This is a genomic window from Enterobacter sp. AG326 (genome assembly GCF_004362415.1).
Taxonomy (GTDB): Bacteria; Pseudomonadota; Gammaproteobacteria; order Enterobacterales; family Enterobacteriaceae; genus Enterobacter; species Enterobacter asburiae.
The window spans coordinates 718,359-744,881 of sequence record NZ_SNXG01000001.1; the positions used below are offsets into that span (position 1 = coordinate 718,359).

Consider the following 26,523-nt stretch of genomic DNA (forward strand, 5'->3'; position numbering starts at 1 on the left):
TCCTTGCGGTTATGGGCATGAGAAACGGGGAAGCTGGAACGGGTTACGAATGCTGTTAGGCGCAAACTCCAGCGTGACCTGATGTCCGTCGACGCTGAAGGTGGCCTGACGGCTCAGGCTACCCGCGCCCGGGCTGGTGCTCGCTTTATCGAAGAAGCGGTTGAGCGCCCAGGCGCCGTTGGTGACCAGCGTCGCCGTGCTGCCGTTAGCCAGCCCCAGCTGCATGCGTACCTGGTTGGTGCCGCCCGGCCCCGGCCAGTTCATGATCTGCACGGCCTGCGGACCGTGGCTGTAGCGCAGCAGCTGGCCGTCAACATCCAGCGTCAGGTTCAGAATGGTGTTATCCATTCGCACGGTGCGAACCGTCACCTTGAAGGACGGCGTCGTGGCGCCATTAGCAAAGAAAGCGTCGCGAATCGACTGGGCCTGCTGGAACGGTCTCAGCAGCCCTTCGCTTCCCGGCAGCGTTTTACCGTCGATGCCCGGCATAAAGCGCCAGTTTGCCTGCGTGGTATCCACTTTATTGGTCAGATTGTCGCGGAAGAAAGCGTCCATCAGCCCGGTTCCCGGCGCAAACATGCGCGCGAGATCGTCAGGGGTGACCTCGGTGCTGGCGCTGCGTACCAGCGGGTAGCGACCGGCGATCGCCTGACGGCAGAATCCGCCCACCTCAACGTTAATCCGCTTACGCACGTTTTCGAGGTCGCGGCGCTGGGTATCGCTGCTGGCACCCACCGCCATATTGCTGAACATGGTTTGCAGCCCGCCCGGCAGGCGACCGGCGCTGGCCTGCAGACGGCTGATCGCCTCGCCGCCCGGTGCAGGCATGCCGCTGTTGGCCGCGTCCTGGACGGCGGTCAGGTAGCGATAGAGCTCATCCACCTGCTTGAGAAAATCATCAAACACGATGGTCTTCCCGCCCTTCTCCAGCGGCTGCGCCAGCTCAATCATCGGCGCGTAGTGGTCGGTGACCAGCTGTTCCGGCGCCTGGGTGACCACGGCGGCCTGGGTCGGCGCAGCGTCATTGTTGCTGAATAGCGCTTCCAGCGTGCGGGTGGCGCGGTTGCTCTGCGCCTGCGCTTTATCCGCATCTTCCGGCGCTGGCGCATTGCGTGACAGCGTCAGGACCTGGCTCAGGTTCTGCACCAGACGGCGCAGCGGCGAGTTTGCGCCGGAGAGCAGGCGCGCGGTGTTGATGCGCTGGGAAAGATCGGCGCTGTTATTGAGCTGGATGTCGGCGAGGAAGCGATCCCAGTTCGCGATAAAATCGCGCATGTAGAGCTGGCGCACGGCGTTATCGATCTGCTGTTTATCCTCCTTCGCCGTGGCGGCCCCCAGCACCCAGGCGTCGTCCTCGTGCAGGGCGGTGGTTACGCTGTCAATCTGGCCGTTAAAGCTTTTCCAGTAGCCGTCCGGCGTATACAGACCCGGCACGCCTTCGCTCACCGGCTTCCCGCTTTTGCGTGAAAACACCAGCTCGCTCTGCGGTCCGCCCAGGTCGGAAAGGGAGACCGGCTTGAGGTTGTCATCGTGTTCCAGCAGGCGTTTGAGGCGGCCGTATACGCGCGTGGAGAGCGGCTGCTGGCCGATCATCGCTCTTTCGCGGGCAACCAGGGATTCATCCTGCGCGTACGGCGAGGCCTGAATTTTCGGTTCCAGCAGCTGCGTCAGGTGCCATTCAAGCTGCTGCAGCTGCGCCTTCGTGACGTTCTGCGGCAGATTTCGCTGCAGGTTGAGCATCACCCACGAATGCAGGAATTTACCGTCGTAGTGCTTCGGCTGATACAGCATCTGATAGGCTTTCAGCGCTTCATAGCTGTATTCCACGTCGCTGCCGTTGTCGTTGCGAAGCCAGGTGGTGATGTGCATGGCGACGGCAGGCAACAGCATCTGATCTAGCGCTTTCTGGTACAGAGACTGCGCGGCATCGCTGACGTCATCCCCGCGATAGAGACCCATACGTCGGGATACGGGCGGATCGTTGACATCAAAGTCGTCGCTTTTCGGCAGGTCAACCAGACCGTTCAGCAGCGGCAGCAGATCGAACAGGTCACGCTGGGTCTGGTTCTGTAACGCCTTGCTCTGCTGGTCCAGCAGCGGCACCTTCGCATCCACCTCTTCCAGATAGGCCTTGTTTTTGGCATAGCTGGTCAGCCACAGACCGCCGAGGATCGCCAGCAGGGCCAGCAGCGCCGCGTAGCCGGACCAGATCACCGCCCGGTTGCGCAGCTCCCACCAGCGGTTTTCGCCCGCGATCCCGGCTTCCTGGAAGATGACGTTTTGCAGGAGGTTCTTAATGAAGAAACTCTGACCTTTTGCCCCCGGGATAGGCGCTTCTTTACTGACCGAATCCCAGTTATCCGCCTCTCCCCCTTCCGGCAGCGACAGCGCGCGGTTCAGTTCGCCCATCACGCGGTCGAACGGCATGCCTTCCTGCGTCCCGCTGGCGAAGTAGATCCCGCGCGGAGAGAACTCGGTTTCGAAGTTGGAGCGGGCGAAGACCGTGCTCAGGTAGTCCGCCAGCAGCGGACGCAGCGCGGCGAACTCCTGCGGGAAGAGATACGCTTCTGCGCGGGTTTTCGCGTCATGCTCTTTCAGCATGGTTTCCGGCAGCCCGGCATCGAGGCGCTGCTGCAGCAGAGAAAACTCCTGCTGGAAGTTGCCCATCAGGTCGTAATCGGCGTGTTTGGTTTGCTCCCACGGCAGCGTGAAGCCCCAGATCTGGTCGCGCTGCGCTTTATCGTAGTCGGCAAACCAGGCGCGGAAGCCTTTAAGCAGGTCGGCCTTGGTCACCATCACGTACACCGGGAAGCGGATACCCAGCTGTTCATGCAGCTCGGAAAGACGCTGGCGCAGGTTCACCGCCTGCTGGCGGGACGCCTCGGCGGACTGGGTGAGCAGGTCAGAAATGCTGATGGTGATGATGACGCCGTTGATCGGCTGGCGGCGGCGATACTTACGCAGTAACCCCATGAACTCCAGCCATTCGCCGGCGTCCTGCACCTGCTCGCTCTCCTGGGTGGTATAGCGGCCCGCCGTGTCCAGCAGCACCGCCTCATTGGTGAACCACCAGTCGCAGTTACGCGTGCCGCCAATGCCCCGCAGCGCGGTCTTACCGAAACGATCGGCCAGCGGGAACTGCAGCCCGGAGTTAACCAGCGCCGTGGTTTTACCGGAGCCCGGCGCGCCGATAATGACGTACCACGGCAGCTGATAGAGATATTGCGTGCTGAAGCGCTGCGTCCACTGGGCGCCCTGGCCCGCTTTGCTGAAGTGCGCTTTTTTAAGCATCTGCGCGGCTTCATCAAAACGGCTGGCGAGGATCTGCTCCTCGCTGTTCAGTCGCTTCTGCGGGTCCGCCGCTTCCGGGCTGGCGGTGTTCTCTTTGAGCTTGTCCATCAGCTTGCGGTTCAGCCAGGCATTGTACAGGCGCGGCAGAATGTGGCCCTGCGCCCAGAGCAGATAGACCACGGCAATGCTGATAATACGGTTCTGTTCAGACTCAAGCGGTCGGGTGTCCACGATGGACAACAGGGGACCAATCATCCAGATCACCGCCGCAAGCGCCGTTACGCCGAGGAAGCTCCACAGAATGCGGTTGGTCAAGATGGAAAGAAGTGTAGTCAGCATCCTTAGTTTCCTTGCGGCAATCCGTTCAGCTCAGCCTGAGTGTTTTCAGGCGACACCAGCAGAGTAATTTCCACACGGCGGTTACGGGCGCGGTTTTCAGGCGTCGTGTTCGGCGCCACCGGGTTAATCTCGCCCCGCCCTTCCGCTTTCACGCGGCCAGGCTGAGAGAGGCTTCCCTGCAGCATTTTCTGTACCGAGCGGGCGCGTTCCAGAGAGAGTTCATAGTTAGAGGCAAAGCGCGCGCTGCGGATCGGCACGTTGTCGCTGTAGCCCACCACCAGAATTTTGCCGCTCACGTTATTCATCGCCTGCGCAATGCGGTTGATGACCGGTTCATAGCGGTCACGCACGACGGTAGAGGCAGAGGCAAACAGCCCGTCGCCCTTCAGGATAACGACGCTGCGATCCGCTTCGTCTTTCACCGCGACCAGGCCAGCCTCGATTTCAGGCTTCAGGAAGCCGCGCAGGTTCAGCACCGCCGGTAGCTGACGGGCCGGCTGCTGAATAGTGGTTTCCGGCAGCTGGGACTGATAAATCTTCGCCAGCACCGGGTTGGTGTTATCGCCAAGGCGCCAGTTAAGCACGATATAAAACAGACAGGCGATAAACCCGGCCAGCGCCACGCAGGCCCACAGGGGAACCATCGGCCGCCAGAGCTTGCGCAGCACCGGACGATCTTCCGGATGGGGAGAAAGCGGCGGCGGATAGCTGCCGCGCACGCCACGGATCATCTGCCACAGCCGCTGCTTGATGGTTTCAAGCTGCGTGCGGCCATTATCCAGCACCCGATAGCGTCCTTCGAAGCCCAGCAGCAGACAGTAGTTGATCATCTCCAGCAGCAGAATATGCTCGCGCGGGTTCTGCGACAGGCGAGCCAGCAGCTGGAAGAACTTCTCGCCGCCCCAGGTTTCGTTATGGAACGTCACCAGCAGACCGTTGCTTGACCAGACGCCGCTGCTGCCCCAGGGGGTGAGCGCGGCGGCCTCATCGAGCGCCGTACACAGGCAGTAACGCGCCCCGACGATCACTTCGTAGGGCAGCCCCGCCTGCTGGCAGCGGACTTCGAAACGGCGAATCTCATCGATCAGGCGCTGGCGTAACGCCACCTGATCGTCATGGGAGACCGAATGACGGATCTGCGGAATCGCGTTGAGCAGCGGATTGGCGGCCGCCACCAGCTGGTTGTTGCTACTGGCTCCGGTAAACCCGGCATCACTGCCGGTGTCCTGTCGTTCCTGCATATTAAGCGCTCGCTTTATTATTCTGTCGGGCTACGGATGGCCCAAAACTCCATATCCAGCCCCGGGAATTCCCCTGCAAGATGCAGGGCGAATGCGCCGGACTTATCCATCTCGTGCCACAGCTCGCTGCCCTTCTCCAGTTCAAAGTAGCTGTAGCCGGCATGCCACGGGATCTGCGGCGGCGCGACCGGCATGGCGCGCAGCATAATGCCCGGCAGCTGAAGCTGAACCAGATCGCGGATTTTCGACACCGGCGCGACCTTCATCTGCGCCGGGAAATGGGTTTGCAGGTGTTCGCCAGGCACGTTGGCTTTTACCGCCAGCACGAAGCCGAACTCGCGCACCATGCTGGTTTCAGGCACCGTAGCGATGTTCAGGCCGTGAGAGCGTTCGTTCAGCGGCAGCTGAATCGCGTGGTCTTCCATCACCAGCGACAGCCCCTGACGCAGCATCAGCATCAGTTTGCTGAAGCAGTTAGCCAGATCGTCATGATCGTAAATCGGCAGCACGCTTTCGGCGGTACGCTGCGACGTCCAGGTGGCGAGCTCGGTCGCAAACGGCAGCCAGCTGCGCCAGAGCGTTTCCGGATGCAGCAGCGGGAGGGTTTTTAAATGAGAAACCTCGCCCAGATGACGGTTAACCAGCGACAGCAGCGTGAACTCAATCAGTTCGGAGGTGTTAAAGCGGCCAGGCTGGCGCAGACGACCGCCAATTTGCTGGCTGCGCTGGACCAGCAGACCGTGCAGATCGTTGATCATGCTGTAGATCTGCGGGCTGTTGTTGGCGTTGAGCATCGGCGGGATGTAGCTGTTATCGAGGCGCACGTGGTTGTCGTTACGTTTCTCCGTCACAAACGCCACGCCGATGGCGGTCCATTCTGCCGTGAGGTCTTTTTCCAGCATCAGGGTCAGACGCAGACGGCCAAACTGGACGGTGGCATCCCCCACCGACATGGCGTTGTCGTCTTCCACCTCTTGCTCGAAAGCGATGAAGCGCGCCAGCGAGGCCGGCTCTTCGCTAAAAATCACCTCTTCTCGCTCGCCGCGACGAACCGGCAGCGCGAGCACCACCTTTTCGTTGGTGAGGTTGTCAGGAATTTTCAGCGGTACAGGACCGTTGCGCCCGTTACGCACCTGGAAAAAGGTGCCGTCCGGCAGCAAACCACTGCAGTAGCTCAGGGCAATGCATCCCTGACGAAGCATCGCTTCATCCAGTTCAACGTCAAGAAAGCCCCAGAGATATGACCGCTGTAGCGCACCCCATTCACGAACATGGTTGAGCAGATAACTTTCAGTCCGCTGAAAATGGTGTGGACGCAGGAACATGCCTTCGGTCCAGACGACCTTTTCTGCTTTCGTCATGATGATGTGTTTCCTGTGTTGAAGCGCGTTACTGGCTGATGACCCGAATGCCGTTCACGTCGAGAAAAACGTTGGCCTGAAGTTCATCCGCGGACCATTTCCAGAACTGGTAGATATGATTTTCGCCAGGCACAGGCAGAGGGAGTGAAACGCGCCATTTTTTGCCATCCAGCATCTGATACTCCGCCATCACGCCGATGTAGCGGGCCTCCGGAGAGCTTTGCCCGCTGAGGGTTTTGGACAGCTGTCCCGGCATCAGGAAGAACACGTCGCTGTTCAGCAGATTCGCGCCAAGCGTGGCTGACGCGTTGTTCTGCAGGGAGTAGAAGTCGCTGGACATGAAATCCGCATCGGATTTCAGCAACAACACCCGGACCTTAAGCGGCGCAGATTCGTTGATTTGTGGATGAGCCTGAAACTGCAGATTGTAGCGGGAGGGGTCGCTGTGTGAAGACGACGTACAACCACTGACCAGGGCAAAAATCACCGCGTAAAAGAATAACCACAGCTTATGAAAATTTTTATTATTCATAAAAATGCGCTCATGAAAGCCGTTTAGTTCAGGATCCAAGTACCGTTAGCGCTGTCTTTGCAGGCTTTGCTGTTGCCATCGACATCGACACAGGTCGCTTTTTTACGCACCTTCGGACGAATAGCCTGTTTACGCACTGCGGCGTCGTACAGGTCGGCCTTGATCACGGCGCGCATCGGGACGTAACCAATCAGCTGATCGTTACCTTCATCGGCAAGCGCCATCCAGTAGTGTTCAACCTGCCCCAGCACCACGTACGTTTTTCCGGTCTCGAGATTACGGATAACTTTGCCGCCGAAGTCAGGACGGCTCATCAGGGAAGCCGGATACATGGCGCGATACGGTTCGTTGACCGGGTTGAACTCCGCCGGCGGCGTAACAGCGTGACGGTGGGTTAAGGTCACGCCGTTGACCTGGCTGGTCTCGATCGTATCGTCGTTGATCACAGGTTTCTGCGGCGCTTTACAGCCCGCCACCGCCATTACAAACAGAAGTGAAAACAGTACGCGCATTTTCATATGCTTTTCCGTAGCGATATTTCGATGATGAAGATAAGGGAGTGAAGTTTGACTTAAGTGCTATTGTTAAAATAGCCAGGATATTTTCGGGGCGTTACTATTTTAAGGGCATAGCTACCGCACGAGCCCTTCAGAATAAGGCCCAGTGTCTTCCTGACATATTTTGACAAACGGTAAACAAGTTTACATGAGCTTCGCATCAATTCAATATTTACCGCTACGTAACTGTTGGTAAATGAAGCAGTCGGAAAATTATAGGATTAATCCTATGAAAAAACCCGATATGACCTACACTCTGTTATTTCCCCACCACAACGTCACGCAAGAACATGTTTTATATACAAAAAACACAAAAGAGAACCACTTTCATTAACGCAATACTGCTATTATCGCCACTACCATAATTAGTAGAATTCGCGTATTGGTGAGGTCAGCAGAATATATGAACGCTGAATTATTTGTTGCACTAGAAGGGTATCTTTAATATTGAATGCATGCGACAACGAGAGTGTGACTATTTCACTTATGTTGCACGACGTTAATTTCACGACTCAAAATAACTTTATATTTCGCATTGTGACAATGACCCGGTCAGGCCTGAATTTTATCCTTTAATCATTAAGCCAGAGTTAACCTTCCTGACATTTTCGCTGTCGAAAATGCTTGCGATGACCCGCCAGCCGCTAACAGTGTTTATTGCTGCAGCTCACAGGCTTCATTCGAAATTTTATTGCTGCTACATCCTCTCCTGCTCGCCCCATCTATCTTGCCTACCGTTTGATAGATAAGATTTATTATTAAAATGATAAAATTTCGTTATAATTTCTTTAAATATTTAAGCATCAGATCTGATAAATCGCTGTAATAAAAAGAATTTAAGATAAAGCGTTTTTCCACGCCGCATGCGCATAGCCATCCGGTCGTCATTGCTTTCACTTATTGTCCTTTGCAGCGTTTTTATGGGTTCAGACGTTGTGTGACCGAAGAAATCAGGAGTGGGTATGAATAAGAAAAGACGCTCGGTGCCGGGTATCAGACACTATGACGGTCCTGCCGGAGGCTGGGGCGCGTTAAAAGCGACGGCTATCGCGGTACGTACCCAAATGGATACCCTTGATGCTCCCGCCACGCTGCTGCGCACCAACCAGCCTGACGGTTTTGACTGCCCGGGCTGCGCGTGGCCCGATAAAGAACATAAGTCGACATTCCAGTTCTGTGAGAACGGCGCCAAAGCCGTGACCTGGGAAGCCACCAGCAAACGCGTTACCCCCGCGTTTCTGGCCGAAAACAGCGTCTCCTCGCTGCTGGCAAAATCGGACTTTGAACTGGAAGGCTACGGTCGACTGACGCATCCCCTGCGCTATGACCGGGCAAGCGATACCTTCCGGCCCGTCGACTGGGACGAGGCGTTTCAACGCATCGGCGAAGTATTGCGCGGGCTCGAACCGGACCAGGTCGAGTTCTATACCTCCGGACGCGCCTCTAACGAAGCGGCGTATCTGTTCCAGCTGTTCGCTCGCGAATACGGCACCAACAACTTCCCCGACTGCTCGAATATGTGCCACGAGGCCACCAGCGTCGGTTTGCCGCGCTCGATTGGCATCGGGAAAGGCACCGTCTCGCTGGACGACTTCGATAAGACCGAGCTGGTGATCTCCATCGGCCACAACCCCGGCACCAACCATCCGCGAATGATGGGGACTCTCCACGAGCTGGCCCGTCGCAACGTGCCGATTATCGTCTTTAACCCGCTGCGCGAGCGCGCCCTCGAACGTTTCGCCGACCCGCAAAGCGTGATTGAAATGGCAACCTACGGCTCAACGGATATCGCCTCGACCTATTTCCAGGTGAAGGCCGGGGGCGATGCCGCCGCGCTGAAAGGCATTGCCAAACACCTTCTCGAAATGGAGGCCGAGCGCGGTGACGTGCTGGATCGCGCATTTATTGCCGAACACACCCAGGGCATTGATGACTTCGCCGCCGATATCGCGCAAACCCGCTGGGACGAGATCGAGCGCGAGTCGGGCCTGAACCGGGCGGCGCTCGGGAAGGTGGCCGACGCCTATGCGAAATCAAATGCCACCATCATTACCTACGGAATGGGCATTACCCAGCACAATAAAGGCACGGCGAACGTCCGCCTGATCGCTGACCTGCTGCTGCTGCGCGGGAATATCGGCAAGCCCGGCGCGGGTATCTGCCCCCTGCGCGGCCACTCTAACGTTCAGGGGAACCGCACCGTCGGGATTAGCGAGAAGCCTACCCCGGCCTTTCTGAACCGTCTGAAGGACGTTTTCGGCTTTGAGCCGCCGTCTCACCACGGACACGATGCGGTGCAGGCCACGCAGGCGATGATCGACGGTCGCGCGAAGGCGCTCATCTGCCTCGGGGGTAATTTTGCCGTCGCGATGCCCGATCACGAGCGGGGTTTTCCGGCGATGGGTAACCTGGATTTGAGCGTGCACGTCGGCACCAAGCTCAACCGCACTCATCTGCTGGTGGGCAAAGAGACCTTTATTTTTCCGTGCCTCGGCCGTACCGAGCTGGATCTCCAGGCCACCGGCCGTCAGTCCATTACCGTCGAAGACTCCATGTCGATGGTGCATGCTTCATCCGGCAAGCTGAAGCCCGCCTCACCGTTACTCCTCTCGGAACCGGCTATCGTCGCCGGCATGGCGAAAGCCACGCTGCCGGAAACCCGCGTGGACTGGCTGACGCTGGTTGAGGATTACGACCGGATCCGCGATCTGATCGAGCAGACCATTCCGGGCTTTGAGAACTACAACGCGCGGATCCGCGTTCCCGGCGGCTTCCGCATGCCGCTGCCGCCAACGCAGCGTATCTGGCCAACGGCGACGGGGAAAGCGATGTTCTCGGTGTTCGACGGCGTTCACGAGAACGCCAGCGGTGAAGGCGAACACGTTCTGCGCCTGATCACGCTGCGCAGCCACGACCAGTACAACACCACCATTTACGCCCTGGACGACCGCTACCGCGGCGTGTTTGGCCGCCGCGACGTGCTGTTTATGAACGAAAACGATATGGCGCAGTCAGGCCTGGAACACGGCGACCGCGTGGATATCGAAACCGCCCTCCCCGGCAGCGTTCAGCGTCTGAAAGACATCACCGTGGTGGCGTATAACATCGCGCCGGGCACCGTCGGCGCCTATTACCCGGAGGCCAACGTGCTGGTACCGCTTGATTATCTGGATAAGGACAGCGGTACGCCGTCGTATAAATCCGTTCCGGTTCGCATCACCCTGCGCTCGAAAGAGATCCGCATGCTGTAAGGCTGCTCGCGCAGAGAATATGATGGATATTAAACAGTTAAAATATTTAATCGCGCTCGACGAGACCCGTCACTTTGGTAAAGCGGCCTCGCAGTGCAACGTCACCCAGCCGACCCTCTCCATGCGCATCCGCAGCCTGGAAGAGGAGCTGGGGCTGGTGCTGATTGTGCGCGGGCAGCGCTTTGAAGGGTTTACGCCGGAGGGGGAACGCATCCTCGCGTGGGCCCGCGCCCTGCTTGCCGCGCATGACGGGCTACAGGCGGAAGCCGCGCTGTGTAAAGGCCAGGTGGTAGGCGAATTACGTCTGGGGATGGTGCCGCTAGCGAGCGTGGATCCGATGATCTTTATTCGTCTGCTGACGCAAAAATACCCGGAGCTGACCTACAGCCTCTATTCCATGTCCTCAGCGCAGATTGCCGACGGCGTCAGCCGCAATCAGCTTGAGCTGGGCATTTGCTACCTCAACAGCATCGACACCAGCCTGTTTGACATTATCCAGCTGCCAAAAACGAAGATGGGCCTGCTGCACGACGTCCGCCATTTCCAGCTCGGCCAGGCAACGCTGACGTGGCACGACCTGACGGATTTTCCGCTGGGGTTCCTGACCAAAGGGATGCATTACCGGGCGCATATGGAGGCCAGCTTTAAATCTGCAGGCATCGAACCGACGTCCGTTTTCGAGAGCGACTCGACGTTCCAGATCATTCAGGCGGTTCAGAGCGGCGTGTGCTGCGCCGTCATGCCGCTGAACAACGGGCTGGAAGCGCTGAACAGCAACTTCAGGATTGTCCCCATCAAAGATGCGAACATTGAGGCCCCCGTCGGCCTGATTATGCGCAGACAGAAGCCCGTCTCCTCGCTGGCGCTACGCTGCTTTACCGACGCGCAGGAGATTTATCACGCGGACAATGAGGCGTAGGCCTCGCGCGTCACCTCGCTAAAACCGCCGATCAGTACCGCGTCGCGCACCTCCCGGTATTCCGGTGCATCCACCAGCTCGCGGAGCGCATCGCGAATGGCGTTAAGCGTTTCAGGTGAGGTGTTATGCGAGGTAATCAGCGGCAGTCCCGGCGTCAGCGGGGTGCGGTCAATGACCGCCAGCCCCGCAAGCCGTTCCGGCTCATGGCGCTGCAGTAGTGCCCAGGTTACGCAGTCGATGGCCGCGATATCCCCTGCCCCGCGTTTCACATCAATCAGCGACTGGCGATGGCTGCCGCTAAAGGACGTTTGCGCGAAAAATGGACCGCCGCTCAGCAGGGGAGCCACTATTTTTCGCAGCGCATTGTAGCCGGACTGGGAATCCGGGGAATTACAGACCGCCCGGCGTCCGCGAAAATCCGCCAGCGTCAGGTGCCGATCCTCTTCGCGCACCGCCAGAAAGCTGCGGTACTGGATCCCTTCGCAGCCCGGCGCCGCGTAGTGAAAACAGCCGACCACCTGCACGTCCGGGAGCTGCGTGACCAGCGGATAACCGCAGGTCTGGCTGAGGATAAGCGCAGGCTGTTGCCAGTGGGTCAGCAGGTCAGATTCCGGCCAGCCGGGGTCACGATCGACGGACACACCGCGCGCGGCCAGCAGCCCCTTTACCGCCAGCCAGAGCGCGCGGGTGTCGGCGCGATCCACGGCATACATGGGAAACGCCAGCAGGTTACTCATACCCTTCCCCCTGTTGTTTTGCGGGATGAACGGTGACGTCGACGGGCCTGGCCCAGAACTGACGCAGCCATTCACCATAGCCCCTGACGAGAAAACCGTGGTTTCGCTGCTGGTACGCCTCCCGGTTTTGCTGGTAGATCGTCTTCAGCCCGTACCAGGGAACGCCCGGCAGATCGTGATGGACTGAATGGTAGTTGAGATTCAAAAACAGCACCCGCCAGAATAACCCGGCCTCGTTAATAACGGAGCGCGCCAGCGGATCGTCCGCCGCGCGATGTTCGAAAAACGATCGGACCTTGGTCAGCGCCAGCGCCGGATAGCTGACAGCCAGCACAAACCAGACGGGTGAAAAACCGGTATGCGTCATCCAGGCGAAGAGCGCCACCAGCAGCAAAACGTGAACCAGCCACATCGCCATCGCCCGCAGGTGAAGGTGACGAAATGCCGCCACGGCGCTGCCCAGCGTCTGCAGGATATCCAGCAGCGGCGCCAGCATCAGCCGCCCGGCGAAGGTATTCCGGGCGCGGATGACGCGTTTCTGCCACGGAGAAAAGCGCGCCCAGCTCTCGTCGGTAAAATAGTACGACTCCGGGTCATCCACCGGATGGGTCAGGCTATGGTGCCGATGATGGGCAAGATGGGAGTCCCGGTACAGGCCATACGGATACCAGACCGCCAGCGGGAGCGTGCCAAACAGCTGGTTGAGCCAGGCAAAACGCGTGGGGTGTCCGTGGATCAGCTCATGCTGCAGGGACATGTACCAGGCGGTAAACCCGATCAGCAGCAGCGTGGCGGGCAGCAGGCCGAGCGTTTGCCAGAACGCCAGCGTGGCAAACCAGCCTGCATAAATAGTGATAATCAACAGCCACGTGGGCAGTTCGCTTCGCCATAAAAAACCCGATGCAAGGTGGCGGATTTGTTCGCGTTGTTGCGGATGTAAATAGAGGGAGCTTCGTTGACTCATTCCTTCAGACGCCGTTTCGCCAGAGATAATTATCTGACGATCGGGGATAACGCCTGAAATAACAAAGAACTTAAATCGCATTGCTTTGCCAGAAACGTGGAGCGCACGCGTCGCTTGACTTATTCTGTGATAAAGGTACTTTTCAGGACATGAAGAAAATCCTGATTATTGTTCCCGACGGCGGCATGCTGTTTGAAGCCGCCGGTATCGCCGACATTCTGATGCAGGCCAACCGGCTGCATCCGGAAGGGCTTTCCCACCCCCGCTACCGGATTATCATTGCCACCACCCAGCCTCACCAGGTGATCCACGGCCAGTCCGGCCTGAATTTGCTGGCGGACTATCGCCTGCCGGAGCTGGATCCGCGTGAACCGCTGGATACCATTATCATCACCGGACGCGGCATGAACGAGCAGGAGAGCACGGCGGTGGTGGACTGGCTGCACCTCGCTGCGCCGCACGCCCGGCGGGTAGCCTCTATCTGCGGCGGCGCGATGCTGCTGGCCCAGACCGGTCTGCTGGACGGTCGCCGCGCGACCACCCACTGGCGGCTGCTGGAGACGATGCAAACCCAGTATCCGGCTATCCACGTCGAAGGCGGTCCGCTGTATATTCAGGATGGCCCCATCTGGACCTCCGGCGGCGTGAGTTCCGGGTTCGATCTGACCCTGGCGCTGGTGGAAGACGACTATGGATTTACCCTCGCCCGCGACGTGGCGCAGGATATGGTGATGTATCTGCGCCGTCCCGGCGGCCAGCTGCAGTTCAGCCGCTACAGCCTGCAGCAGCCCGGCACATCCGGTCCGATAAGCGAGCTGCAAACCTGGATCCTGCAAAACCTCACCGCCGACCTGTGCGTGGAAAATCTGGCCGAGAAAGCGGCAATGAGCCCGCGTAATTTCACCCGCGTGTTTACCCGCGACGCGGGCGTTTCTCCGGCCCGCTACGTGACCGAAGCGCGTCTGGCCGCGGCCCGACAGCTGCTTGAGCAGACCCATGACTCCCTTGAACGCGTTGCCGAGCAAAGCGGGTTTGGCACCAGCATTAATTTGCGCCGCATCTTTGAGAAACAGCTTCACCTCACGCCCGGCGAGTACCGCCAGCGATTCCACTGCCGCAAGATGGCGTAATCTGATCCTTTTTTGTCGTTTACGCCAACCGGCCCGACGCCTACAGTGACTCCAGACAACAGAGATAAGGAGTGCACCATGGTTAAGGTCGGTATTAACGGTTTCGGCCGTATCGGACGTAATTTCCTGCGCGCGGCGCTGGGTAACCCGGATCTGCAGATTGTGGCCATTAACGATCTGACGGACAGTAAAACCCTCGCCCACCTGCTGAAGCATGATTCCCTTCTGGGCAAGCTGCCCGCGCCCGTTGAAGCGGCAGACGGCGCGCTGCAGGTAGACGGGCAGCGGATCGCCGTATTTAGCGAACGCGATCCGGCGAATATCCCGTGGCGTGACGTCGGCGTTGACGTGGTGATTGAGGCCACCGGCTTCTTTACCGAGCGGGAAAAAGCGGCGGTGCATATTACCCACGGCGGCGCTAAGCGCGTCATCATTTCCGCCCCCGGGAAGAACGACGACCTGACGATTGTGATGGGGGTTAATCACGAGCAGTACGATCCTGCCCGTCACGCGGTGGTGAGTAACGGGAGTTGCACCACGAACGGTCTGGCGCCGGCCGCTCAGGTTCTGCATCAGCAGTTCGGGATTGAGCATGGCCTGATGAACACCACGCATGCCTACACCAACAGCCAGGCGCTGCACGACCAGCCGGAGAAAGATCTGCGCGGCGCGCGCGCGGCGGCGCTGTCGATTGTGCCTTACTCCAGCGGCGCGGCGAAAGCGCTGGGGAAAGTGATCCCTTCCCTTGACGGTAAACTGACCGGGTACTCCCTGCGCGTGCCGGTGCCGGTGGTGTCGATTGTGGATTTAACGGTAACGCTGAGCCGTAACGTAACCGTCGAAGAGGTGAATAACGCGTTCCGCAACGCGGCCGCCAGCGGGCCACTGAAAGGTATTCTGGGCTATAGCGATGAACCGCTGGTCTCCAGCGATTACCAGGGCGACCCACGCTCCTCAATTATCGACGGGCTTTCCACGCTGGTGATTGGCGGGAATATGGTGAAGATCCTGGCGTGGTACGACAACGAGTGGGGCTTCTCTAACCGTCTGGTGGATCTGGCGGTGTGGATGGATAAGAAAGGGCTGTAAGCCTGAAGCCGGGTGGCGCATGCGTTCACCCGGCAAATAATTCACTCCGCTTTCACTTTCACGCCCATAAACACAATCACCATCGCCGTTACCAGCAGAAGCCCGCTGCCCGCGAATACGCCGCTGGCGCCGTTGAGATCAAATACCGCGCCGCCCCCGGCCGCACCGGCACTGATTGCCAGCTGAATTGAGGCCACCAGCAGCCCGCCTGCACTTTCGGCTTCATCCGGAACGGTAGTGGCAAGCCAGGTTGACCAGCCCACCGGAACCAGACCAAATGCAAAGCCCCACAGCGCGACCAGGAACCCGTCCAGCATCGCCAGATGACCAAACGCCACCATCGTGAGCGCGAGAACGCCCATCGCGAACGGCACCAGCGCCAGCGTCAGGCGCAGATTACGCGCCAGCAGATGCCCGGCAACGGAGGTGCCGACAAAGTTGGCGAGCCCAAAACCCAGCAGGATCAGCGAAATGGTCTCAACGCTCGCCTGCCCCACCGTTTCCAGGAACGGACGCAGGTAGGTAAAGAAGGCGAAATGACCGCTGAAGATCAGGATGGTCGCCAGCATGCCGCCGATCATACCCGGACGACGCAGCACGCGGAACAGCGTACTCAGGCTGCCGCTGCTCTCCGGCTTCATGGACGGCAGGACCCAGAGCTGCCACAGCAGCGCCAGCATGCTAGGCAGGATGCAGAGCACAAAGACGTTGCGCCAGCCGATCAGGCTGCCCAGATAGCTGCCGAGCGGCGCCGCGACCACCGTGGCAATCGATACGCTGGAGAAGATCACCGCCAGCGCCTTCGGCACTTTATCCGCCGGAACCAGACGCATCGTCGTCGCCGTCGACATCGCCCAGAATCCCCCGATGGCGATACCCAGCAGCAGGCGCCCCATCAGCAGGACGTGCAGCGTCGGCGCAAAGGCTACCAGCAGGCTGGAGATAATTTGCAGCACCGAGAAAAACATCAGCACCCAGCGGCGGTCGATGCTTTTGGTCGCCGGCGTAATCAGCAGTCCGGTTACCAGCGCCACCAGCGCGGTGGCGGTGACGGCCTGTCCGGCCATTCCCTCACTCACGCCCAGGCTCGCGGCCATCGGCGTTAACAGACTGGCGGGCAGAAATTCTGCCGTAATCAACCCAAACACCCCCAGCCCCAGTGAATAGACGGCCCGCCAGGCGGGTTTTGCAGGCGCTACCGCCTCGCTCGCCGCGACACATGAATTCATCTGTTTTTCTCCCGTTATAAAAATGTGACAACTGTCGCAAAAGCATAGAAGGTTCACCCTGGACGATCTATGACATATAATCTCCACTTATTGATTATTCGTCCGGAGTTGCGCCATGACCGTACAGTCACCCGATCTGATCAGCGAACTTTTACGCGGCATGCGCCTGTCAGGGGTGAAATACCGGCGGATTGAAGCCAGCTCGCCGTTTGGCGTCGCGTTCCATCACGCCCCCGGCAAAGCGCAGTTTCATTTCGTGAGCCACGGCAGCGCCCTGCTGCGAATGGAGAGCGGTGCAGCCTTTCAGCTGAGCAGCGGAGACGCCCTCTTTATTCCAGGCGGCAATTCCCATGCCCTGCTCTCCGACGAGCGGGCCACCATTACCCCGGTCAGCGACTTTCCCAGCGAGCCTATCTGCAGCTCGGTCTGCGCCATCACCTGCGAGCCCTGCCCGGAAAGCGAGAACACCATCATCTTTAGCGGGTGCATGGATTTTGAGCTGGGCGGGATGCAGCCGCTGATCAAGGCGATGCCGGAAGTGATGATGGTCAGCCGGCTGATGTCCACCTGGCCGGAGATCCACCCGCTGCTGGCGGCGATGGAGCGGGAGTCCGTGGCGCGTCAGGCTGGGTACGCCGGGATCCTCGCGCGCCTGGCCGACGTGGTGGCGGCGTTAATCGTGCGCGGCTGGGTTGAAGGCGGCTGTGGTAAAGCCACCGGCTGGGTGCAGGTTCTGCGCGACCCGCGCCTGAGCCGGGCCATTTACGCTATGCACCAGCAACCCGGCCTGAACTGGAGCGTGGCGGATCTGGCAAAAGAAGCGGGCACGTCCCGTTCCGTGTTCGCCGAACGGTTTCTGGCCGCGACGGGAACCACCCCGGCAAAATATCTCAGCGAGCTGAGGATGCGGCTGGCCATCCAGTACATTCGCCACGAAAATCAGCCGATTGAAACCGTCGCGCTGCGGCTGGGGTACGGCTCTCTGGCGGCGTTTAGCCGGGCATTTAAGCGCATCATTGGACATGCGCCGGGCACGCTGCGGGAAGCCAGCCAGACGCCGGAAGAGGTCTGACTGGCAAGCAATATTTAACGCGAAGCGGGCAATATTCGTCTAAGGTTTTCAGGTGATTGACAACAGCGGTCACGCTGTTTAGTGAAGACAGGAGACGAACTGATGATAAGACCTCGTACACTACGCCCCGCGTTCTTACCCCTTGCGTTAGGAGGCGCGCTGCTCGGCGTCACGACTTTCGGCTATGCCGACGATAGCCCCGCAGCCCAGACAGCCTCACCCGATATTTTGCTGGGCCCGCTGTTTAATGATGTGCAAAGCGCCAAACTGTTTCCCGACCAGAAAACCTTCGCTGATGCCGTCCCCAAAAGCGACCCGCTGATGATTCTGGCGGATTACCGGATGCAGCACGCGCAGTCCAGCTTTGACTTACGCCACTTTGTCGAGATGAACTTTACGCTCCCTGCGGAAGGGGAAAAATATGTTCCGCCTGCTGGACAAAGTTTACGTGAGCACATCGACGATCTCTGGCCCGTACTGACGCGCACCACGGATAAAGCCAGCAACAAATGGGATTCCCTGCTGCCGTTACCCAAACCTTACGTTGTGCCCGGCGGACGTTTCCGCGAGGTCTACTACTGGGACAGCTATTTCACCATGCTGGGCCTGGCAGAGAGCGATCACTGGGACAAAATCAGCGACATGGTGGATAACTTTGCGTATGAGATTGATACCTTCGGCCACATTCCCAACGGCAACCGCAGCTATTACCTGAGCCGGTCCCAGCCGCCGTTTTTCTCAATGATGGTTGAACTGCTGGCGACCCACGACAGCGATGCGCTGAAGAAGTACCGCCCGCAGATGGAGAAAGAGTATGCCTACTGGATGGACGGCGTCGACGCCCTTCAGCCGGGGCAGGCTAACAAACGCGTGGTGAAGCTGGACGACGGCGCTATCCTCAACCGCTACTGGGACGACCGCGATACCCCGCGCCCGGAGTCCTGGCTTGACGACGTGAATACCGCCAAAAGTAACCCTAACCGGCCTGCGACCGAGATCTACCGTGATTTGCGTTCCGCTGCGGCCTCGGGCTGGGACTTTAGCTCCCGCTGGATGGACGACCCGCAAAAGCTCGGCACCATCCGGACCACCAGCATTGTCCCCGTGGACCTGAACGCCCTGATGTTCAAGATGGAAAAACTGCTGGCGCGGGCAAGCCAGGAGAGTGGCGACGCCGCCGGCGCAAGCAAATACGAGGCGCTGGCAACGGCGCGTCAGAAAGCCATCGAGAGCCACCTGTGGAATGATAAAGAGGGCTGGTACGCGGATTACGATCTGAAAAGCAAGAAGGTACGCAATCAGCTCACGGCGGCAGCCCTGTTCCCCCTTTACGTGAAGGCGGCGGCGCAGGATCGGGCCGATAAAGTCGCCGCGGCAACTTCATCGCGCCTGTTGAAACCGGGCGGTATTGCGACCACCACGGTCAATAGCGGCCAGCAGTGGGATGCGCCAAACGGCTGGGCCCCGCTGCAATGGGTGGCCGCGGAAGGACTGCAGAATTACGGGCAGGAGAAGGTCTCGATGGACGTGACCTGGCGCTTCCTGAAGAACGTGCAGCATACTTACGACCGCGAAAAGAAACTGGTCGAGAAATATGACGTGTCGACAACCGGTACGGGCGGCGGCGGCGGCGAGTATCCGCTGCAGGACGGCTTCGGCTGGAGCAACGGCGTGACGCTGAAGATGCTGGATCGGGTCTGCCCGAAAGAAAAACCGTGCGACAGCGTGCCGGAGAATCAGCCTGCGGCGAATGAGGAGGCTGCGCCGGTGAAAGCTGCGGCGCAGTAAAGGTGTATTGCCGGGTGGCGGCTACGCCTTACCCGGCCTACATTTTGAACTCACAGGGAGTTACTTAGAAACTGTAACTCGCCCCTAGCTGATACGTCCTGTCACGCCCAATCCAGCAGTTGGTCGCATCGTAGCAGGTCAGCGTCTCTTTATTGGTGATGTTCTGCGCGCTGGCTTTGAGCGTTAGCCCTGCCAGCGAGGGCAGGATTTCGCCCATCCGGTACGAGGCCGCCAGATCGTACTGCGTGGTGCCGCCCAGTTTACCCGCATCGTTTGCCGGAGAGATTTCCATCGGCCCGGTGTAGCGTGCGCCCGCTCCCAGCATCAGTCCTTTCAGCGGCGTGTTATCAAAGGTGTAATCCCCCCAGAGGTTGAAGGCATTCTCCGGGACCTGCGTTGGGCGTTTACCTTTGTACTTGTCATCTTCCCGGTTGATCGCGTGGGTGTACGCATAGTTGGCAATCAGCGTCAGGTTGTCCGTCGGACGGCTGATGGCGGAGAGCTCTGCCCCTTTGGATTCCACTTCCCCGGTCTGACGATAGTTCAGGAAGCCCGGATCGGAGGTGACGACATTTTTCTGACGGATGTTAAACACCGAAGCGGTAAAGGTGGTGGCGTAGTCGGCCAGCAGATATTTCACCCCGCCTTCCACCTGCCTGCTGGTGGTCGGCTTGACGTCTTTCGCCACGAGCGTGCCCTGCGGTGACACCGGCGCAAAACCTTCTGAATAGCTGATAAACGGCGAAATCCCGTTATCGAAGGCGTAAAGCGCGCCCAGGCGCTTGGTGACGCGGTCCTGCGATACCCAGGCTTTATCACCGTTTTGCAGGTAGTTGGTGGTGACGAAGCGGTAATCGTCGTAGCGCAGGCTGCCCAGCAGGTTGAGGCCGCCAAACTCTACCTGATCCTGTAAGTAATAGCCGTTCTGCTGATAGCTGAGACGATTTTTCTGGGCGGTATAGAGCCCCAGCGCGCTTTCCTGGATCTGCGAATAGTCAGGATGCCGCATATCGATACCCGGCGTGGCCGACGCGTAGCGATAGTGGAAATGGGAATTCAGCTTCTGATAGTCAAACCCGGCCAGCAGATGGTGTTTCCACTCGCCCAGCGCAACGGTTTTAGTCACCTGGTTGTCGATGTTAAAGCTCTTAAGGTCTTCATCGGTGGTGTAGGCAAAGCGGTTGAGCTGATACACCTCGCTTCCCGTCCCTGTGGCGTAGACGCTGCGCTGGTGGGTATCGACGTCGAAATAGCGCGCCTTCTGGTTAAAGCCCCAGCCGCTGTCAAATTCATGTTCAAAGCTGTAGCCCAGCATCCACTGACGCTGCTTAAACCCGCTCCACTCGTCTCCGGCGTAATCGCGCTTGCCCGCATATTTCGAGCGCAGGTAGGCGAGCGGCAGCGGGTTAGACGGCGTCAGGCTCGGGGTGTTTTGCGCCAGCGCGTCCAGGGTAAGGCGGGTTTTGCTGTCCGGCTGCCAGGTGACGGACGGAGCAACCAGGTAGTTTTCATACCGGGTGGTGTGCGGCTGATCGTCGTTTTCCGTGGCTTTGCCCAGCAGACGGTAGTTCCAGTCGCTGTCGGCAATCTGCCCGGTTGAATCGAGATAGCCCTCTTTCAGATTACGGTTTCCGGTGTTAACGCCGATTTCGGTTCGGGCTTCCCGCTGCGGTTTTTTACTTTGAATATTCACCAGCCCGCCCGACGAACCGCCGCCGTAAAGGACCGATGAGGGGCCTTTCAGGATATCAACGCTGTCAATCAGCAGCGGATCGATGCGCGCTTTGGTATTGCCGGTGACGTTATAGGGCAGCTGCAGCCCGTTGTAGAACTCCTGGTCGACGGTAAAGCCACGAATTTTATATTCGCTCATGTAGGAGGTATTGCCCCGCACCTCGGTTGAGACGCCCGGGGCATAGCGCAGGATTTCATTCAGCGAATTCGCGTGACGCTTTTCAATTTCCGGCGCAGAGAGGGTCGTGATGACCTGCGGCGTTTTACTTTCGGCAACGGCCGATTTCGTGGCGCTGTTCGTCCAGGCCGGCAGCGCGCTGCCCTGCTCTGAACCTGTGACGACGATGGTGGATTCTTCGGCGAGCGCCGGGACCTGCAATGCCAGCGTGACGGCCCCTGCCAGGGCGCAAAGCGTAAAACGTGAGGTATTCATAATGTCGTCTTGTTGTTAGATGCAATACGGAACGACAATTATTATCATTTAGATTAACAAATCAATACTCCGGCAAAAAAACGGCCCTCCGCAGAGAGCCGTTCACGTCAATTTATGCTCGTCGCAGTAACCTGAATATGCCCAGCACCACAATGGCACCCACGACAGCGACCAGAAAACTGTGCAGGTCGAAACCACTTATGTTGCCTCCAAAGCCAAACATCGTCGCCAGCCAGCCGCCCACAACCGCACCAACGACCCCGAGTACACAGGTCAAAATAAAGCCGCCGCCATCGTTTCCCGGCATGATCAGTTTAGCGATAGCGCCAGCAATAAGACCAAAGATAATCCAGGCGATGATACCCATAGCGATGCCCTCTTGCAGGTTTAACGCGTGCGCAGAAAACCTTCTGCACAGCTAACTTAAGTATAGGTCATCGCCGTAAAACCATTTTCATCTCACCGACTTATCTTTGCTTAAACAGGCAAAAAAAACTCACCGGTTTGTATTAAGTTTCATTGCAGATTGCCGATAACGCTAAGACAGTCTGTCATCTATCAAGGAGCCATCCGGCGTGAGTCATTACAGTGAGCAGTTCCTCAAGCAAAATCCGCTGGCTGTATTAGGGGTGTTACGCGACCTGCAAAAAGGTGAAGTGCCGCTGCGCATCAGCTGGTCGAATAATCAGTTCATCAGCAAGATCCTTGATGCCTCGCAGGAGCGGCTGGTGATTGATTTAGGCAGTCAGGAGTATGAAAACCGCGCGGCGCTGAAAGCGGAGAATATCGCGGTGATGGCCGAAACGCAGGGCGCCAAAGTAGAGTTTGTCCTGTCGCGCCTGGAACTGAGCGAATATCAGGGACTGCCGGCTTTTGTTACCCCGCTTCCGACCAATCTCTGGTTTGTTCAGCGTCGTGAATATTTCCGCATCAGCGCCCCGCTCCACCCCGCCTATTTTTGTAAGGCCAAAATGCCGGACAAAAAAGAGATCCGTTTCCGCCTCTTCGATTTGTCGCTGGGCGGCATGGGCGCGCTGATGGATACGCCGAAACCTGACGGGCTGGTAGAGGGCATGCGGTTTACGCAAATTGAACTGGATATGGGGGGCTGGGGTCGTTTTTATTTCGATGCGCAGCTGATTGCCATCAGCGACCGCACCGTCGTGGACAGCAAAAATGAAACCATCACCACGCCGCGTCTGAGCTTCCGTTTCCTGAACGTCGGGCCCGGCGCAGAGCGTGAGCTTCAGCGTATTATCTACTCCCTGGAGAGGGAGGCGCGGGAACGCGCAAATAAAGTCCTGTGAATAAATCGGGCAGCGTGACCGCCGCCCGTCTGCGGCATTACATGGCATCCATCGCTTTCTGTACTTTCCAGATATAACGAGGCGCCTGTGGTGCCGGGTGATTTTTCGCCACATGTTCAAAGAATTCGTCTTTGTCCATGTCGTTAATCTCTTCTATCGCCTCTTTGCGGTCAGAGGAGAAGGTTCTGAGCAACGCGCCGGCACCGTTAACGTAAGACACCACCAGCGCGTACTGCATCACCTCTGGATCCTTAATCCCCTTCAGCACGCCATGCTCCATAATGCTCAGATAGGCCGTGCCCATTGAAATGTTGCGTTCCGGGTTTTTCAGCTCGCTGGTCGACGGCTGGCCGCTCCAGCCCATGTAGCGATAAACCTCTCTCCCCGCCGTTGACGCTTTAAGCTGCATCAGCCCCACCGCGTTGGATTTGCTGACAAGCGTGGGATTACCGCCGGACTCCACCGCAATGATCGCCGTGATGAGACGCGGGCTGACGCCCCAGGCCTTCCCGGCTTGCTCACTGATCGGCATCCACTGCATGGCCCGTTTCACCGGCACTTCCGGGTTCCAGGGCGGGTTTTGATAATCATGTTTTGAACTACAGCCAGCGAGTAACACAATCAAAAAAGCAAACCATCTCAATTTCACGTCATCTATCCTTATAGCCGGTCATCGCGGTGCGCCGCCACTTGAAGCAGGCAGCGTATAAGCGGCATGATATAGACAATTAGTTTCTCATTCAGCAAGGAATTGCCATGTCTCAGTTTCATCTTATCGCGCCGTCGGGCTACTGCATTAACCAGGACGCGGCGCAGCGGGGCGTTCAGCGTTTGCTGGAATCTGGCCATCAGGTAGAAAATCAGACGATTATCCCCCGCCGCCAGCAGCGTTTTGCCGGTACCGAAGCGCAGAGGCTGAATGATATCAATAGCCTGGTGAACCTGACGGGCGAAAACCAGATTGTGCTTGCGGTACGCGGCGGATATGGTGCGAGCCGGCTGCTGGAGAGCATTGACTGGCAGGGGCTGGCACTGCGCCAGCAGCAGGATCCGCTGCTGATCTGCGGTCACAGCGATTTCACCGTCATCCAGCTCGGGCTGCTGGCCCTGCATAACGTCATCACCTTCAGCGGTCCGATGCTGGCCGGTAATTTTGGCGCACCGGAGCTGGATGCGTTTACCGTGGAACATTTCTGGCGCGCGCTGCGCAATTCCACCTACAGCGTGGAGTGGCAAGGCAATGGACCGCACTGGGAATGTGAAGGTCAGCTCTGGGGCGGCAATCTGGCGATGCTGGTGTCGCTCATCGGCACGCCGTGGATGCCGCAAATCGAGGACGGCATTCTGGTGCTGGAAGATATCAACGAACATCCGTTCCGCGTCGAACGCATGCTATTGCAGCTTTATCATGCCGGTATTCTTGAACGCCAGTCCGCGGTTGTGCTGGGCAGCTTCAGCGGCTCTGCTCCGAATGACTATGACGCGGGCTACTCCCTGGAGACCATGGTCGACTTCGTTCGTTCGCGGCTGGATATTCCGGTCATCACCGGTCTCGATTTCGGCCATGAGCAGCAAACCGTGACCCTGGCGCTGGGGGCGCACGCCACCCTGATCCACAATGATTCCGGCAGTCGGCTGACCATCAGCGGTCATCCTGTCATAAAGGCATAAAAAAGCCGTTATACCCCCTTAATAAAACGCTGTTGCCGTTGTTAATATGTTAGGGTTTTAGTAACAGCGTTAACATTGAGGTGGGAGTAAGAGAACATTGGATGCCGCAGCGATAATCAGCCTTTTCATTTTGGGTTCCGTCCTTGTAACCAGCAGTATTTTATTAAGTTCATTTTCATCGCGTCTCGGCATACCTATTCTTGTCATTTTTCTCGCCATCGGCATGCTCGCCGGCATTGATGGCATTGGTGGTATCCCATTCGATAACTACCCCTTCGCCTACATGGTGAGTAACCTCGCGCTGGCGGTGATCCTGCTGGACGGCGGGATGCGCACCCAGGCAAGCTCCTTCCGCGTGGCCTTAGGGCCTGCGCTGTCGCTCGCCACGGTCGGCGTGTTGATTACCTCTGGCCTCACCGGGATGATGGCCGCGTGGCTTTTCCATCTTAATATCATGGAAGGTTTGCTGATTGGCGCCATCGTGGGCTCAACCGATGCGGCAGCGGTGTTTTCCCTGCTCGGCGGAAAAGGGCTTAACGAACGCGTTGGCTCCACGCTGGAGATTGAATCCGGCAGTAACGATCCGATGGCGGTATTTCTCACCATTACGCTTATCGAGATGATTCAGCAGCATGAAAGCGGGCTGAGCTGGATGTTTGCGTTACATATCCTGCAGCAGTTCGGTCTGGGGATTGTCATCGGACTGGCGGGAGGCTATCTGCTACAGCAGACGATCAACCGCATCTCGCTGCCCGCGGGGCTTTACCCCCTGCTGGCGCTGAGCGGCGGTATCCTCATTTTTGCCGTCACCACCGCGCTTGACGGCAGCGGCATCCTCGCGGTCTACCTCTGCGGGTTCCTGATGGGCAACCGCCCTATTCGCAACCGGCATGCCATTTTGCAGAACTTTGACGGTCTGGCCTGGCTGGCGCAAATCGGCATGTTTCTGGTGCTGGGCCTGCTGGTTACGCCATCGGACCTGCTGCCGATCGCCGTTCCGGCGCTGCTGCTGTCCGCGTGGATGATCTTCTTCGCCCGTCCGCTGTCGGTATTTGCAGGCCTGCTGCCGTTTCGCGGCTTCAACCTGCGCGAGCGGGTCTTTATCAGCTGGGTGGGCCTGCGCGGCGCGGTGCCGATTATCCTTGCTGTGTTCCCTATGATGGCCGGTCTGGATAACGCGCGGCTGTTCTTTAACGTGGCGTTCTTCGTGGTGCTGATTTCCCTGCTGTTCCAGGGAACCTCGCTCGGGTGGGCGGCGAAAAAAGCCAAAGTGGTGGTCCCGCCCGTGGGCTGGCCGGTCTCCCGCGTGGGGCTCGATATTCATCCGGAGAACCCATGGGAACAGTTTGTCTATCAGCTGAGCGCCGACAAATGGTGCGTAGGAGCCTCGCTGCGCGATTTGCACATGCCGACCGAAACGCGCATTGCCGCCCTGTTCCGCGATAATGTCCTGCTGCACCCTACCGGCAGCACCCGCCTGCGCGAGGGGGATATTCTTTGCGTGATTGGCCGCGAGCGCGACCTGCCCGCGCTGGGCAAGCTGTTCAGCCAGTCGCCTCCGGTGGCGCTGGATCAGCGTTTCTTCGGCGATTTTATTCTGGAAGCCAGCGCCAAGTTTGCGGATGTGGCGCTGATTTACGGTCTGGATGAAGGGGCTGAAGACGGTGAAAACCCGCAAACGCTGGGTGAAATCATCCAGCAGCGGCTTGGCGCAGCCCCGGTCGTGGGCGATCAGGTTGAGTTTGCCGGGATGATCTGGACCGTTGCCGAAAAAGAAGATAACGCGGTGCGGAAAGTCGGTTTAAGGCCGATGGAAGAGGAAGCGGAGTAGTTTTTTTGCCGGGTGGCGGTTTCGCCTTACCCGGCCTACAAAACCCT

20 protein-coding genes are annotated in these 26,523 nt (G+C 58.5%); 9 read left to right on the plus strand and 11 right to left on the minus strand.

The window, feature by feature from the left end:
- Positions 1–9: 9 nt before the first annotated feature.
- From tssM to DFO52_RS03435, 5 genes are read right to left on the minus strand one after another with little or no spacing between them, the layout of a single operon-like run.
- Positions 10–3,630 carry a type VI secretion system membrane subunit TssM gene (gene tssM / locus DFO52_RS03415; protein ID WP_133549326.1) on the minus strand — a complete coding sequence of 1,207 codons (3,621 nt, stop codon included), beginning with the start codon at positions 3,628–3,630 and terminating at the stop codon, positions 10–12.
- 2 nt (positions 3,631–3,632) lie between these two features.
- A complete protein-coding gene (locus DFO52_RS03420) occupies positions 3,633–4,871 on the minus strand; it encodes a DotU family type VI secretion system protein (protein WP_029740100.1) in 1,239 nt (412 codons plus the stop codon).
- A gap of 17 nt (positions 4,872–4,888) precedes the next feature.
- Positions 4,889–6,232 (minus strand): type VI secretion system baseplate subunit TssK, encoded by a 1,344-nt coding sequence (gene tssK / locus DFO52_RS03425; RefSeq protein WP_029740099.1) that lies wholly within the window; start codon positions 6,230–6,232, stop codon positions 4,889–4,891.
- A 28-nt stretch (positions 6,233–6,260) separates the two neighbouring features.
- Positions 6,261–6,764, minus strand: coding sequence for a type VI secretion system lipoprotein TssJ (gene tssJ, locus DFO52_RS03430; RefSeq protein ID WP_023312162.1), 504 nt, complete (start codon positions 6,762–6,764; stop codon positions 6,261–6,263).
- A 23-nt stretch (positions 6,765–6,787) separates the two neighbouring features.
- Positions 6,788–7,282, minus strand: coding sequence for a hypothetical protein (locus DFO52_RS03435; protein WP_029740098.1), 495 nt, complete (start codon positions 7,280–7,282; stop codon positions 6,788–6,790).
- A gap of 1,001 nt (positions 7,283–8,283) precedes the next feature.
- Between DFO52_RS03435 and DFO52_RS03440 the strand changes: the two genes are divergently transcribed.
- Together DFO52_RS03440 and DFO52_RS03445 are read left to right on the plus strand one after the other, a co-directional pair.
- A complete protein-coding gene (locus tag DFO52_RS03440; RefSeq protein ID WP_133549328.1) occupies positions 8,284–10,572 on the plus strand; it encodes an FdhF/YdeP family oxidoreductase in 2,289 nt (762 codons plus the stop codon).
- Between the two features lie 22 nt (positions 10,573–10,594).
- Entirely contained in the window at positions 10,595–11,491 is an 897-nt protein-coding gene (locus DFO52_RS03445) for a LysR family transcriptional regulator (protein WP_054830277.1), read from the plus strand.
- Here DFO52_RS03445 and DFO52_RS03450 read toward each other — a convergent pair.
- Both DFO52_RS03450 and DFO52_RS03455 read right to left on the minus strand, forming a co-directional pair.
- On the minus strand, positions 11,470–12,228 hold the full coding sequence (locus tag DFO52_RS03450; protein ID WP_133549330.1) for a PhnD/SsuA/transferrin family substrate-binding protein: 759 nt from the start codon (positions 12,226–12,228) through the stop codon (positions 11,470–11,472). The genes DFO52_RS03445 and DFO52_RS03450 overlap by 22 nt on opposite strands.
- Positions 12,221–13,192, minus strand: coding sequence for a fatty acid desaturase (locus DFO52_RS03455; RefSeq protein WP_133549332.1), 972 nt, complete (start codon positions 13,190–13,192; stop codon positions 12,221–12,223). The genes DFO52_RS03450 and DFO52_RS03455 overlap by 8 nt, the downstream gene beginning before the upstream one ends.
- A gap of 149 nt (positions 13,193–13,341) precedes the next feature.
- On the opposite strand from DFO52_RS03455, the gene DFO52_RS03460 reads away from it, so the two are divergent.
- Together DFO52_RS03460 and gap are read left to right on the plus strand one after the other, a co-directional pair.
- Complete coding sequence (locus tag DFO52_RS03460; protein WP_054830275.1) at positions 13,342–14,322, plus strand: helix-turn-helix domain-containing protein; 981 nt, start codon at positions 13,342–13,344, stop codon at positions 14,320–14,322.
- Between the two features lie 78 nt (positions 14,323–14,400).
- Positions 14,401–15,411 (plus strand): type I glyceraldehyde-3-phosphate dehydrogenase, encoded by a 1,011-nt coding sequence (gene gap / locus DFO52_RS03465; protein ID WP_133549334.1) that lies wholly within the window; start codon positions 14,401–14,403, stop codon positions 15,409–15,411.
- A 41-nt stretch (positions 15,412–15,452) separates the two neighbouring features.
- Here gap and DFO52_RS03470 read toward each other — a convergent pair whose 3' ends face one another.
- Positions 15,453–16,640: an MFS transporter gene (locus DFO52_RS03470; RefSeq protein WP_047647475.1), complete on the minus strand. Its 1,188-nt coding sequence runs from the start codon at positions 16,638–16,640 to the stop codon at positions 15,453–15,455.
- A gap of 115 nt (positions 16,641–16,755) precedes the next feature.
- Between DFO52_RS03470 and DFO52_RS03475 the strand changes: the two genes are divergently transcribed.
- Positions 16,756–17,712: an AraC family transcriptional regulator gene (locus tag DFO52_RS03475; RefSeq protein ID WP_029740088.1), complete on the plus strand. Its 957-nt coding sequence runs from the start codon at positions 16,756–16,758 to the stop codon at positions 17,710–17,712.
- 102 nt (positions 17,713–17,814) lie between these two features.
- Positions 17,815–19,500, plus strand: a complete 1,686-nt coding sequence (locus DFO52_RS03480) for an alpha,alpha-trehalase (RefSeq protein WP_133549336.1) — start codon at positions 17,815–17,817, stop codon at positions 19,498–19,500.
- 64 nt (positions 19,501–19,564) lie between these two features.
- On the opposite strand, the gene DFO52_RS03485 is transcribed toward DFO52_RS03480, so the two are convergent.
- Positions 19,565–21,667 carry a TonB-dependent siderophore receptor gene (locus tag DFO52_RS03485; RefSeq protein ID WP_133549338.1) on the minus strand — a complete coding sequence of 701 codons (2,103 nt, stop codon included), beginning with the start codon at positions 21,665–21,667 and terminating at the stop codon, positions 19,565–19,567.
- Positions 21,668–21,779: 112 nt separating this feature from the next.
- Positions 21,780–22,034 carry a GlsB/YeaQ/YmgE family stress response membrane protein gene (locus DFO52_RS03490; protein ID WP_008502662.1) on the minus strand — a complete coding sequence of 85 codons (255 nt, stop codon included), beginning with the start codon at positions 22,032–22,034 and terminating at the stop codon, positions 21,780–21,782.
- Between the two features lie 208 nt (positions 22,035–22,242).
- Between DFO52_RS03490 and DFO52_RS03495 the strand changes: the two genes are divergently transcribed.
- Positions 22,243–22,974 (plus strand): flagellar brake protein, encoded by a 732-nt coding sequence (locus tag DFO52_RS03495; RefSeq protein ID WP_109845078.1) that lies wholly within the window; start codon positions 22,243–22,245, stop codon positions 22,972–22,974.
- A gap of 37 nt (positions 22,975–23,011) precedes the next feature.
- Here the strand turns inward: DFO52_RS03495 and emtA are convergent, their stop codons facing one another.
- Positions 23,012–23,623, minus strand: a complete 612-nt coding sequence (gene emtA, locus DFO52_RS03500) for a membrane-bound lytic murein transglycosylase EmtA (protein ID WP_023312175.1) — start codon at positions 23,621–23,623, stop codon at positions 23,012–23,014.
- Between the two features lie 107 nt (positions 23,624–23,730).
- On the opposite strand from emtA, the gene ldcA reads away from it, so the two are divergent.
- Both ldcA and DFO52_RS03510 read left to right on the plus strand, forming a co-directional pair.
- Entirely contained in the window at positions 23,731–24,645 is a 915-nt protein-coding gene (gene ldcA / locus DFO52_RS03505; protein WP_133549340.1) for a muramoyltetrapeptide carboxypeptidase, read from the plus strand.
- Between the two features lie 97 nt (positions 24,646–24,742).
- The gene (locus tag DFO52_RS03510; protein WP_047647471.1) at positions 24,743–26,476 is read left to right on the plus strand and encodes a potassium/proton antiporter; all 1,734 of its coding nucleotides are present in this window, start codon (positions 24,743–24,745) and stop codon (positions 26,474–26,476) included.
- The last annotated feature ends 47 nt before the right edge of the window (positions 26,477–26,523 follow it).

What these genes read in the sequence shown, in the direction of transcription:
- DFO52_RS03435 (WP_029740098.1), bottom strand. Translation starts at nt 7,282, where the DNA reads ATGAAAATGCGCGTACTGTTTTCACTTCTGTTTGTAATGGCGGTGGCG.
- gap (WP_133549334.1), top strand. Translation starts at nt 14,401, where the DNA reads ATGGTTAAGGTCGGTATTAACGGTTTCGGCCGTATCGGACGTAATTTC.
- DFO52_RS03460 (WP_054830275.1), top strand. Translation starts at nt 13,342, where the DNA reads ATGAAGAAAATCCTGATTATTGTTCCCGACGGCGGCATGCTGTTTGAA.
- tssJ (WP_023312162.1), bottom strand. Translation starts at nt 6,764, where the DNA reads ATGAATAATAAAAATTTTCATAAGCTGTGGTTATTCTTTTACGCGGTG.
- DFO52_RS03475 (WP_029740088.1), top strand. Translation starts at nt 16,756, where the DNA reads ATGACCGTACAGTCACCCGATCTGATCAGCGAACTTTTACGCGGCATG.
- tssK (WP_029740099.1), bottom strand. Translation starts at nt 6,232, where the DNA reads ATGACGAAAGCAGAAAAGGTCGTCTGGACCGAAGGCATGTTCCTGCGT.
- ldcA (WP_133549340.1), top strand. Translation starts at nt 23,731, where the DNA reads ATGTCTCAGTTTCATCTTATCGCGCCGTCGGGCTACTGCATTAACCAG.
- DFO52_RS03485 (WP_133549338.1), bottom strand. Translation starts at nt 21,667, where the DNA reads ATGAATACCTCACGTTTTACGCTTTGCGCCCTGGCAGGGGCCGTCACG.
- DFO52_RS03470 (WP_047647475.1), bottom strand. Translation starts at nt 16,640, where the DNA reads ATGAATTCATGTGTCGCGGCGAGCGAGGCGGTAGCGCCTGCAAAACCC.
- DFO52_RS03450 (WP_133549330.1), bottom strand. Translation starts at nt 12,228, where the DNA reads ATGAGTAACCTGCTGGCGTTTCCCATGTATGCCGTGGATCGCGCCGAC.
- DFO52_RS03490 (WP_008502662.1), bottom strand. Translation starts at nt 22,034, where the DNA reads ATGGGTATCATCGCCTGGATTATCTTTGGTCTTATTGCTGGCGCTATC.
- DFO52_RS03445 (WP_054830277.1), top strand. Translation starts at nt 10,595, where the DNA reads ATGGATATTAAACAGTTAAAATATTTAATCGCGCTCGACGAGACCCGT.
- DFO52_RS03480 (WP_133549336.1), top strand. Translation starts at nt 17,815, where the DNA reads ATGATAAGACCTCGTACACTACGCCCCGCGTTCTTACCCCTTGCGTTA.
- DFO52_RS03420 (WP_029740100.1), bottom strand. Translation starts at nt 4,871, where the DNA reads ATGCAGGAACGACAGGACACCGGCAGTGATGCCGGGTTTACCGGAGCC.
- tssM (WP_133549326.1), bottom strand. Translation starts at nt 3,630, where the DNA reads ATGCTGACTACACTTCTTTCCATCTTGACCAACCGCATTCTGTGGAGC.
- DFO52_RS03455 (WP_133549332.1), bottom strand. Translation starts at nt 13,192, where the DNA reads ATGAGTCAACGAAGCTCCCTCTATTTACATCCGCAACAACGCGAACAA.
- DFO52_RS03440 (WP_133549328.1), top strand. Translation starts at nt 8,284, where the DNA reads ATGAATAAGAAAAGACGCTCGGTGCCGGGTATCAGACACTATGACGGT.